Genomic DNA, 11,311 nt, shown 5'->3' on the forward strand with positions numbered 1-11,311 from the left:
GATGCTATGTCTATACGAAAAAAAATAGTTTTAGTTATGTTACTTTTTTTGTGCGGGACGCAAACCCAAGCTTTGGTTTTTGGTGCGCAGCCAGAAAAGAGTTTACACGAAACAAAAAGAACAGACTCAATTATAGTAAAATATAAAGGAGAAATTTCTGCTCGTAAAATTATTTTAACCTCTACTGATACTGTAGAAAAAGCCATTGCGCGATTTAATAAAAACCCTCGGGTTGAATATGCTGAGCCAAATTATATTTTTCAAGCAAGTTTAGTGCCAGATGATACTCATTATACAAACCAATGGTATTTACGTCGGATTAAAGCTCCTGATGCATGGAGTTATGCATCAACAAGTCCAGCCGTAGTAATTGCTATTATTGATTCAGGTGTACAAATTGATCATCCAGATATTTCGCCAAATCTTTGGATAAATGCTTCTGAAATAAATAATAATAAAAAAGATGATGACGGTAATGGTTTAGTGGATGATTATTATGGATGGGATTTTATAAATAATCTTGCTGATCCAAGGCCAAAATTTAAACAAGGTTTTACAGAAGCTGGTGTTCTGCATGGGACAATTGTGGCCGGCATTGCGGCGGCTTCAGGAAATAATAAGGAAGGTGTAACGGGTGTGACTTGGAAGGCAAAAATAATGAGCTTAAAAGCTTTAGATGATGCTGGTAATGGTGATACGGCTAGTGTTGCCAAAGCTGTAGATTATGCCGTTGCTAAAGGAGCAAATATTATAAATTTAAGTTTTGTTGGATTCTCATATAGTCGCAGTTTAAAAGAAGCCATTGAACGAGCTGTAAAAGCTGATGTTATTGTGGTAGCACCAGCCGGAAATGAAGAGTCAGTTGGACATGGAGTAAATTTAAATACTAAACCAATTTACCCCGCTTGTTATAAAGACGATGCCAAAAAACCATTAGTAGTTGGTGTGGCTGCCACAGATGCTATTGATCAAAAAGCAGTTTTTTCTGGTTATGGAAATGACTGTGTGGCTTTAGCAGCTCCAGGTATTAGTTTTTATTCAACTTCTGTTTTCGCACCCACTCAAAATCTTCCAGGAAAACCTTTTAATCAATATTATGATGGGTATTGGTCGGGGACGTCTGTTGCGGTCCCGTTAGTGAGCGGTGCTTTGGCTTTAATTCAAGGTGCAAATCCACAATTATCATCTTCTCAAAGTTTGAAAATATTATTAGATACAACCGATAATATCAATGCGATTAATCCTGACTATTCAGGGCAGCTTGGTAAAGGAAGATTAAATCTCTATACGGCTATATCTTCGGCTACTGCATCTTTAAAAACTCGTGAAGTTCGGTTGGTAATTGCCCCAGCCTTAAAGGTTGAACCTTTTGTAAAAATTACTGATCGTACCGGGTTTGTGATAGATGAATTTTTAGCCTATGATCGATCTTTCAAAGGTGGTGTAGTGTTAGCCAGTGGTGATATTAATAATGATGGTGAAGATGAAATTATTACCGGTCCGGCTAGCGGATTAGAGAGTGATATTAAAATTTTTGATAAGGAGGGAAATTTTATACGACATTTTCTAGCTTATCCAGCTTTTTTTAAGGGAGGTGTGAATATAGCTACTGCTGATTTGAATAGTGACGGAAAATATGAGATTATTACCGCACCAGCCAGTGGGTATAAATCTGAAATAAAAGTCTTCACTGGGGAGGGTAAACTGGTTCGATCATTTTTGGCTTATCCAGCATCATTCAAGGGCGGAGCCAGTATTGCCGTTGGAGATGTTATGGGTAATTCAAGTCAGGAAATTGTGGTTGGAACCGGCAAAACCGGAATTCCACAAGTTAAAATATTTTCTGATACGGGAAAAGTATTAAGTAGCTTTTTGGCGGATAAGCGATCGGCTGCCACTGGCCTACGAATTGCCTTACTAGATATTGACGGAAATGCTCGTCGTCGACAATCGGAAATTGTCATTACTAGACAAAGTAATTCTGCTCTTGCGGTAGTTACAGATTACAAAGGCAATGTGCGACGTCAATGGCCGGTATATGGATCTTCATTTCGCGGTGATGTCAAAGTTTTAACGGCTGATATTAATGCCGATGGATTAAAGGAAATTATTGCTTCACCTGGTTCTGGTGGCGGTCCACATCTTAGATTTTTTAATCATTTAGGAAATTTAATAAATTCATTTTATGCCTACTCACCTGATTTTAATGGTGGAGTTAATATGGCGGTTTTTTATATAAAGCGTTAACAATATGAACAACAAAACTATTTTTGATAAGAAAAATGTGCTAGTCATTGGTGGAGCTGGTTTTATTGGCTCTCACTTATGTGATGAATTAATCAAGGATGCAAAAGTAATTTGTATTGATAATTTTTCTTCAGGCGATGAAAAAAATATCGATCATTTATTAGCTGATCCAAATTTCCGATTTATTCGTCATGACATGTGTGAACCAATCAACTTCAAAGAATTTTTTGAACTTGATAGTTTTAAAATTGAGTTTCAAGGTATTCAAGAAATTTACAATTTAGCTTGTCCAACCACGCCAATCCATTTTCAGAAAAATCGTGTGGCTAACTTATTATCAAATTCCTATGCTGTGAAAAATGCTTTGGATTTGGCCATTAAATATCAAGCAAAATTCCTTCATTTTTCTTCATCTGTTGTCTATGGTTCTCGTGATTCTGACAATTCTTTAGTTAACGAAGACTATTTAGGAACCGTTGATATGTTATCTGAACGTTGTTCCTATGATGAGGGCAAGCGTTTTGCTGAAAGTATGGTTAAAACCTATAAAGATGTGTATGGTGTTGATACCAAGATAGTTCGTGTCTTTAGAATCTATGGTCCTCGTATGGCCCTTGATCGAGGAAATATGTTACCAGATTTTATCAGTCAAGCTCTAGATAATTCTGATCTATTAATTTATGGTACAAAAGAATTTTCTTCATCTTTTTGTTATATTACTGACTGTATAGATGGCGTTTTAAAGTTAATGAACTCTGATTTGTTTGGTCCAGTGAATATTGGTTCTGACCAAGACATAAATATTACAGAAATAGCAGAAAAAATTGTTTCTATGTTGGATTCAAAATCAAAAATTACCTATGCCGAGAATTTATTGTTTATGACTCCTCTCCGATTACCTGATATTTCTCGAGCTCGTGATTTATTAGGTTGGATGCCTTTGGTTAAGATTGATGCTGGGCTTGAAAAAACAATCAGCAACTTACGAGCTGATAAAAATGTGAAGCGTATTGGGTATAGTCCAGAATAAGTAATTCATAATATGAGCAAGCTCATATTACTATATATATGAAAGTTGCTTGCGTCATTCCAGCATATAATGTTAAAGAACATCTACCAACAGTTGTGGCCGAGCTGCAAAATTTGGTAGATGAGATTGTTGTTGTTAATGATTGTTCTACTGATGGCACAGGTGAATTAGCGACGACATTGCCAGTTAACCTCTTACACCATTCAATCAATCGAGGCCAAGGTGCAGCCTTAAAAACCGGAACGCAGTACGCATTAGAGAAAGGAGCGGATGTAATTATTCACTTTGATGGTGATGGACAATTTCGCTCAGAAGATATTCCGATTGTTCTTTCACCGTTGCGTAGTGATGAAGCTGACATAGTGTTTGGTTCTCGTTTTTTGAATAAAACCACTGATTTACCTTTTTTAAAACGATATATTATAATGCCTTTGGCCCGTTTTATTAATTGGCTTTTTTTTAATATTACATTAACCGACCCTCAAAGTGGTTTTCGAGCTATGAATAAAAAGGCTGCTTTGTTAATAAATTGGCAGCAGGATCGAATGGCTCATTGTAATGAAATATTAATCTTGGCCCACAAGAAACCATTACGAATTGTTGAGGTTCCAATTACTGTATTATACAAACATTTTGGTCAACGTTTTTCTGGGGGTATAAAAATTTTACGTGATCTATTTTTTGCCCATCTTAATAAATAACTAATTTCTATGATTCAAGAATTATTAGCCTTAATTGTCATCTTTCTTTTTTTGGGTCGGCTTGGCTGGCAATTGTATAAACAACAAATTCCTCGTGGTCAGTTTATTTTTTGGTTAATTTTTTGGTTAACTGGGGGAGTGCTGATTATTTATATAAAGGAGATTGATACCTTTGTCGCTCAACTAGGTTTTTCCAGTTCAGGAATTCAAATTTTATTCTATATTGCCGTGGCTATAATTTTTTATTTTATTTTTCGGATGAGATTAAAAATGGAAAAAATTGAAAGTGATCTAACAATTATTACACGATTATTAGCTCTGCAATCACCTCAGCAGAATAAACATTTTGATACTTCAAAACTTGATTCTGATTCAGACACGATAAATAAATAAATTATTATGAAGATTGCTCACATCATTTCAACCTTTCCTCCTTACAAGGGTGGAATGGGTAATGTTGTGTATTACTCGGCAAGAGAAATGGCACGACTTGGACATCAAAATGTTATTTTTACACCAGCCTATGATAAAAAACTTTCTGGTCATGAAAAGCTGGAGGATAATTTAGAGGTGCATAGATTAAGTTCTTTTTTTAGTTTAGGTAATGCTGCCGTTTTGCCATCATTAATTTGGAAATTAAGAGATTTTGATATTATCCATTTACATTATCCATTTTACGGTAGTGGTGAAATGGTTTTAATTGGACTGTTGTTTTCAAAAGCTAAATTTATGATCCATTATCATATGGATACAGTTGGTAAAGGTTTAAAGGGTTTAATTTTTAGAATGTATGCTTTTTTTGTATTGCCTATTATTGTGCGATTTGCCAAGATTATTACTTGCGCTTCTTTAGACTATGTTAAACATTCAGAAATAAAAGATTATTATAACTCTCATTCCTCAAGATTTGTCCAGATTCCTTTTGGAGTAGATACGAATCAATTTACACCAGGAGAAAAATCAGCCACACCAATTATCTTATTTGTTGGAGGTCTTGATCGGCAACATAATTTTAAAGGAGTTGAACAACTAATTGATGCCTTTGCCCTAATTTCTAAAAATTATCCATCAGCCTGTTTGTGTATTGTTGGTCGTGGTGATTTAGAAGATTATTATCGAGGTAGAATTGCCTCTCACCAACTTGGAGAAAAGGCAAAAATTTTGAATTCGGTTTCTGATACAGAGTTAGCAGTCCTGTTTAATTCGGCCTGGGTAACAGTTTTGCCATCAACTAATCGGGCTGAGGCTTTTGGTTTAGTATTACTTGAATCTCTGGCTTCCGGCACGGCGGTTATTGCTTCAAACTTAGCCGGAGTCCGTAATGTATTTAGAAACAATGAACAAGGATATTTAGTCCGACCTGGTGATGTTAGTGATTTAGCTCAAAAATTAGAAAAAATTGTTAGTAGTAAAGAGAGGACAGTAACCTTGGGAAATGCTGGACGAAAATGGGTTGAAAAACAGTATAACTGGAAAGAATTTAGCCAGCGTCTTGAAGCTGCCTATTGTCGAGTTTTGTATGTACCAAGAAAATTATCAAAGGGATCTTTGGTACCTGAGGAGGATGATTAGAATATGAAAATTTGTATAATTCATAATCTATGGGGTCGTGATGCACGTGGTGGAGCTGAATCGGTACTCAAAATACTAGTACAGCATCTACAATCAATCGGACATCAGGTGGTTATTATTACCACCCAGGCAACATCAAAAAAAACTATTTTTTCAAATAGCGATGGTTTAAAGGTCTATGCATTATCAAGCAACTATCTATCGCTCACAAAATTAAGCCAATGGAGAAGGTTAGTCTTCCATATCATTGGTAGTTTTAATATAAAAGCCTATTTTAAAGTTCAACATATTATTAAATCTGAAAATCCAGAAATTGTTTGGACACATAATTTAGTTGGTATTGGGACAATAATTTTACGTCTTTTTTATAAAAAAAATATTCGACATCTTCATAATCTCCATGATATTCAATTGCTTCATCCATCGGGCTTACTAATGCGTGGTCAAGAGAAATTAATTGATAGTTTCATAGCCTCTTTGTATCAAGCGATCCAAAGAGCCTATCTCTCATCATTTTCAGAAATCATTTCGCCCTCAAAGTGGTTATTAGACATTCATAAGCAAAAAGGTTTTTTTAAAAACAATCAATGCCAAATTTTACCAAACCCGTTTTCTTATAACAGTAATGCTCGGCAAGCACAATTTGATAATACCAAGCTATCTTTTACTTTTTTATATGTGGGGCAAATTGAACAACATAAAGGAATCAAACTTTTAATTGATGCGTTTATAAAAATTACTAACCAAGACTTACGCTTGACTGTTGTTGGTACCGGAAGTTTATTACAATATGTACAAGTTAAAAATTCTGATAACCGAATTACATTTACAGGTCAACAAACTCCCCAAGCTGTTGCTGAAATTATGGAAAGGGCTGATTGCTTAGTTGTGCCTTCTCTATGCTATGAAAATTTTCCAACGGTTATCGTAGAAGCTATTAGTGCCCGCCTTCCTGTAGTTGGATCAAACTTTGGGGGTATCAGAGAATTAATTTTTAATAGGGATTTTTTGTGCGAGCCAACAGTTGAAGAATTAACTGAGAAACTTATCTGGGCATTTAACCTCAGAGAAAAATTAGCCGATTTATTTTTTTCTACTAATACTAATATTCAAAAAATCTCCCTTTCAAAGTATTGTCAAAAGCTGAAACTTTAGGACGATTTTTTACTTAAGGTTATATTCAAAAATCATTATTTGCCCGTTACCGAGAGTGATGCTTTCGTCAGCAATAGCAGCTGCTTCCGGACCTAATTTATCAGCTGCCCACCAGTAGTCATTTAAGACAAAATAGGCCTTTGTAACGCCTGTAAGCTTCATAGCTGCTTCAATAGTGGCTAGTTCAGGTTTTCCTACCATTTGTAAATAATATTGATACAGGGGGCCTCCAGTGGGGATTGGGTAGTAGAAAAGATCTTTGTAGTATTTGCTAAAGCCAAATTCACGTAGGGCGGCAGCACTAACTTGCTGATTTGCTAAGACAATATAATCTTGGTTTAGAGCGTCATTATTAATCCAATGGACAGCTTCAATATCAGCTCCTGATGTGGCAAAGCCATGACTATTATAATAGTGGTCAAATCGAGGATAAGAAAAATAAAAAGAAGTAGTTATTAGTATTGAAATAAGTATTAACCAGGTAAGTTGAATATAAACTGTTTTTTGCTGTAAATGTTTAATAAAGTTATCTAAAGTTAAAAGTATAAAAGGTAAAGAAAATAAACCTGCAACAAATAATATTCTTCCTGCATAATCGGAACGTTCATAATCAATGAGAAAATGGAAATTAAATGAAGTAGAAATTATGGCTGACAATAATAATCCAATCATTGGAAGACCAAAATATTTAAAGTAAGTCCATAACTTTTTTTTCCAAGCTACTATAATACCTGATGCTACGACTAGTAGATACATTATTCCTTGAAGGCTTTGGAGAAAATATATACTGTTTAGCCACCAGACTTCTTTAATTGGATTTTTTAAGATTAGAAATGAAAATATATCTTTTAAATGTGGCCACTGCCATTGAACAATCGTTCCGGAGTTTGTTTGACTAAAAATATAAAAAGCTAAAGGTAAAATAAAAATATAGCCAATGCTTGTGATGATAGTAAAGATTTTTTTAATTAATATGTTGGTACTAAATGTTGAGGTTATTGAAAGAGTAAAAATAATAGCTGGGATTCCTGCTACAGGCTGGGTAATAAAAGCCGCTAGGGCCATAAGCCAGATTAAAATTAGTTCTTTGGGGTTTTCTAATTTTATAGACCACAGTATAGTTGCAATCAAGAAGATATAAGCTAAGTTTTGGGGGGTAGTGACAATACAGATAGAAAAAGAAAAAATCAATAAGAGTAGAGCTGATCCATAGTATGTTAGAGTATTATTTTGTTTTAGTTTAAGGAAGCTAAGAGCAAGGATTATAGAACCAAGAAGCGGTACCAAAATTTTATCCCAAAAATGAATACTGCCACCAAAAATACTATGTCCAATACTAACTAAACTATATTGACCCAAATAGTAAAAAGTAATGGGAAAAATTTGTCCTAATTGTTTGATGGATTGAACAGCTGCTTGGTGGATAAATGGGTCATAGCCATAACCAATACTAAAGACAATCAATACTACGGAGAATGACCATAGAAAGTGAAAACCAAGAAGTAAAGTAGCTAGCCATTGTTTAATACGAAAAGTTAAAACTAGTAAACAGGCGGTCCCAATGCCATAGAATAAAAACATAATTGGTGGGACAACTTGCCAAGGCGTAATGAGGGGCAAATTACTTCGATTATTATAAAGAAAATATATTCCAGCTAAAAAACAAATACAGTAAGCTATTGTAAGTAAAATGGTATATCGACTCCAAGAAAATTCTTGCGATGATAAATGCTTAAAATCAATTTTATAATAATTATGATTAAGTAATAAGCAGAAGAGCAGTGATACTACAAAAACAATAAAAGTTGATACGGGTGTTAAGCCAACTGTTATGTAGGTGATTGAGCCAATAATAGCTAGTAAGGAGATGAAGCTCAAAAAAAGGTGGGAGAGTGAATAGCGGGAATGTGTCATATATGTTAGGATGTCTTTAATCATAGCAAAAATAGTCTAAAAAATGCTAGACAATGAAAAGAATTTCATCACACAAAATTAAACAATATTTACATCGCCCTGATGGTGAAATAGATTTACACGGATTATTTAGGGAAGAGGCAATTAAAGAATTAGAGGAATTCTTAGTGCGAGCTGAAAGATTGCATTGGCAGAGTGTAAAAGTTATCACTGGTAGGGGATTAAATTCTCCGGGTGGGAAGGCGATTATTAAAGAAAATGTGCAGATTTGGCTACGATCGCATAATTATTCATTTAAATCAGCAAAGAGTAGTGAGGGTGGGCCTGGAAGCTTGATTGTTAGTCTTGCTTGATTTTTATTGAATAAACTATATACTAGTAGATAATAATTTCAAAAAAATCTTTAACAAAAAGGAGTAAATAAAAAATGGTAAAAATACCAGAAGATTTTCTAATTGTTGTAGTTGCATCTGATGAGCTAGTAGCAGATAAAACAAAAGCTTATCTAAATCTTCAGTCAGGAATAACTCATTCATTAATTTTGCCATTGGATGAGCTGAAAGATGATGCAGATAACAAGATTGGTCTTATAATCTATATTGAAAGCTCATCAGAGCCTGAGAAGTTTGGAAAGCTATCAGATTTTCTACCAGATTTTGAGAAGTGGAAAAGAAAAATTAAAAAAATTCCAGCTTTAAAAATTGGAAAGTCTGGAGAGTCAAACAAAATAAGAATCCGGAATATTCCAGACAAAAAGGAAATAAAAGAGTTAGTTGACTTTGTTAGGGGTCAATTGTCTAAGTTATTCAAAATTTCCAGTGAATCACTTTAAAATTTAGTGATTGACACAAAATAGGCTGCGAACACAGCCTATTTTTTATTTGAAAAAAAAGTCACTACCTGTTACTTTAAAGATATGAAAATTCATATGATTTCCAAAGCGATTAGAGAGCATATTTCTCTAATAGTAGTTATTGTGGCTGCTATTGGTTTTTTCTTTTTTTCCTCAACCTTTAACTATCTAAGCCAAGATGATTCATTTCGTAAATGGATGTCTCCTGATGAAACTGCCAATTATACAATTGCAAAATTATTCGCAGAAACTGGAACACTTCAATTTTTTGAAAGTTATAATTTAATCTCAAAAGAGATTATCCACCCTCGTAGTTTTCGCTCGGACTTTGGATGGATAAAACCTGTTAGTTTTCTTGGGCTACCAATTTTGTTTGGGACACTTGCCAAATTTTTTGGCACAGGAGTACTGCCATACCTTACCCCATTATTTGGAGCCCTTGGAATAATTTTTTTCTATCTTCTTATCAAGGAATTATTTGGAAGATCAGTTGCCGTTTGGTCAGCGATTATTCTGGCGGTTTTTCCCGTATACATATATTTTTCGGCTCGTAGTTTTTTTCATAACATTCTTTTTATTGTTTGTATTATTGTTGGAAGTTATTTTGCCGTTGTAATGACAAAAAAACCAGAATTTGTTAGTGGCTCATATATACAGAAAAATAAATTTCAAATACTTGCAGCCCTTGTTTCGGGACTTTTTTTCGGATGGGGGATTATGACCAGAACTTCAGAACTGATTTGGGTAGGTCCATTATTACTCTGCCTCTATATTTTTAATATTCGTCAAGTTGGTATTGTAAAATTATTTTTATTTTTACTTGGACTAGGTATTAGTTGCTTACCTACATTCTACTGGAATCAACTTTTATACGGTTCTTGGTATGCCAGTGGTTATCCTGCCCTTAATAGTTCTCTTGGAACCTTAACTGAAAATAGTCTTGCCTTGGCACAAACTACAGCCTCTGGTCATTTTTGGGAAATTAGACCCTTGTTAGCAAAAATTAAAATGACTATTTTCCATTTTGGTTATAAGCCAGATCAAAGTCTGACAATGTTTAATCGCTATGTTGTATCAATGTTTCCTTGGTTATTCTGGTCAAGTGTTATCGGATTCGTCTTGTACTTAATTCAGTTTAAAAAATATACAAAAAAACGTTGGCTTTTCATTTCAGCTTGGCTTTGTTGTTCTCTTATAGTTATTTTATATTATGGAAGTTGGTTATTTTACGATAATCCAGATCCAAAAAGTTTTACGATTGGAAATTCCTATACACGATATTGGTTACCATTCTACCTCGGTGCTATATTGCTTGGAAGCTTGGCTTTAGTAACAATAACGTCATGGCTACGAAAACCTTGGCTAATTGTTAGCATCCGTTGTATTGTGGTGGCCATTATTGCCGTTATATCAATTCGTTTTGTTTGGTTAGATCCAGCTGAGGGAATACAGGTATCTATCTTGAAACAAGCTGCGGCTAAAGTTGAATGGCAAGAAGTCCTCAGCAAGACAGAATCGAACTCAATTATTATTACCAGATACCATGACAAAGTTTTTTTTCCTGAGCGCAAAGTAGTAGTAGGTTTATTTGATGACCCAAATATAATCCGTGAGTATGGTAATTTAGCAGAACGTTTACCAGTATATTATTATAATTTTACTTTTCCAGAAAAAGATCTTACGTATTTAAATTCAGGTCCGCTATTTGATGTTGGTTTACGTTTAACACCTCTTGAGAAAATTACGGATTCTTTCACTTTATATTCACTAAAAAAAGTTTATAGTGGGCCAATTCTAAGCTTATAATTGGTTCAGGTATTCTTTTGATCAGTGCTGGAA

General features: G+C 34.4%; 10 protein-coding genes. 9 read left to right on the forward strand and 1 reads right to left on the reverse strand.

Translation table 11 applies throughout. The annotated features are described in order from the left end of the window. Positions 1 to 6 precede the first annotated feature (6 nt). Genes IPN41_02190 through IPN41_02215 form a run of 6 tightly spaced genes read left to right on the forward strand, consistent with a single transcriptional unit; the run spans position 7 to position 6,705 of the window. A complete protein-coding gene (locus IPN41_02190; GenBank protein ID QQS60761.1) occupies positions 7 to 2,247 on the forward strand; it encodes a S8 family serine peptidase in 2,241 nt (746 codons plus the stop codon). Between the two features lie 4 nt (positions 2,248 to 2,251). Further along, complete coding sequence (locus tag IPN41_02195) at positions 2,252 to 3,277, forward strand: NAD-dependent epimerase/dehydratase family protein (protein QQS60762.1); 1,026 nt, start codon at positions 2,252 to 2,254, stop codon at positions 3,275 to 3,277. A 38-nt stretch (positions 3,278 to 3,315) separates the two neighbouring features. Then, entirely contained in the window at positions 3,316 to 3,978 is a 663-nt protein-coding gene (locus tag IPN41_02200; protein QQS60763.1) for a glycosyltransferase family 2 protein, read from the forward strand. Between the two features lie 9 nt (positions 3,979 to 3,987). Then, complete coding sequence (locus tag IPN41_02205; GenBank protein ID QQS60764.1) at positions 3,988 to 4,371, forward strand: DUF2304 family protein; 384 nt, start codon at positions 3,988 to 3,990, stop codon at positions 4,369 to 4,371. A gap of 6 nt (positions 4,372 to 4,377) precedes the next feature. After that, positions 4,378 to 5,550 carry a glycosyltransferase family 4 protein gene (locus IPN41_02210; GenBank protein QQS60765.1) on the forward strand — a complete coding sequence of 391 codons (1,173 nt, stop codon included), beginning with the start codon at positions 4,378 to 4,380 and terminating at the stop codon, positions 5,548 to 5,550. A 3-nt stretch (positions 5,551 to 5,553) separates the two neighbouring features. Continuing rightward, entirely contained in the window at positions 5,554 to 6,705 is a 1,152-nt protein-coding gene (locus IPN41_02215; protein QQS60766.1) for a glycosyltransferase, read from the forward strand. 9 nt (positions 6,706 to 6,714) lie between these two features. Here IPN41_02215 and IPN41_02220 read toward each other — a convergent pair whose 3' ends face one another. Next, positions 6,715 to 8,619, reverse strand: a complete 1,905-nt coding sequence (locus IPN41_02220) for a hypothetical protein (GenBank protein ID QQS60767.1) — start codon at positions 8,617 to 8,619, stop codon at positions 6,715 to 6,717. A gap of 53 nt (positions 8,620 to 8,672) precedes the next feature. Here IPN41_02220 and IPN41_02225 point away from each other — a divergent pair, with 53 nt between their 5' ends. From IPN41_02225 to IPN41_02235, 3 genes are all read left to right on the forward strand, one after another. Continuing rightward, positions 8,673 to 8,972: a Smr/MutS family protein gene (locus IPN41_02225; GenBank protein ID QQS60768.1), complete on the forward strand. Its 300-nt coding sequence runs from the start codon at positions 8,673 to 8,675 to the stop codon at positions 8,970 to 8,972. Positions 8,973 to 9,046: 74 nt separating this feature from the next. Next, on the forward strand, positions 9,047 to 9,451 hold the full coding sequence (locus IPN41_02230) for a hypothetical protein (GenBank protein QQS60769.1): 405 nt from the start codon (positions 9,047 to 9,049) through the stop codon (positions 9,449 to 9,451). 84 nt (positions 9,452 to 9,535) lie between these two features. Next, a complete protein-coding gene (locus tag IPN41_02235) occupies positions 9,536 to 11,278 on the forward strand; it encodes a glycosyltransferase family 39 protein (GenBank protein ID QQS60770.1) in 1,743 nt (580 codons plus the stop codon). Positions 11,279 to 11,311: the final 33 nt, after the last annotated feature.

This window comes from Candidatus Falkowbacteria bacterium (genome assembly GCA_016699775.1).
Taxonomy (GTDB): Bacteria; Patescibacteriota; Patescibacteriia; order Patescibacteriales; family Patescibacteriaceae; genus Patescibacterium; species Patescibacterium danicum.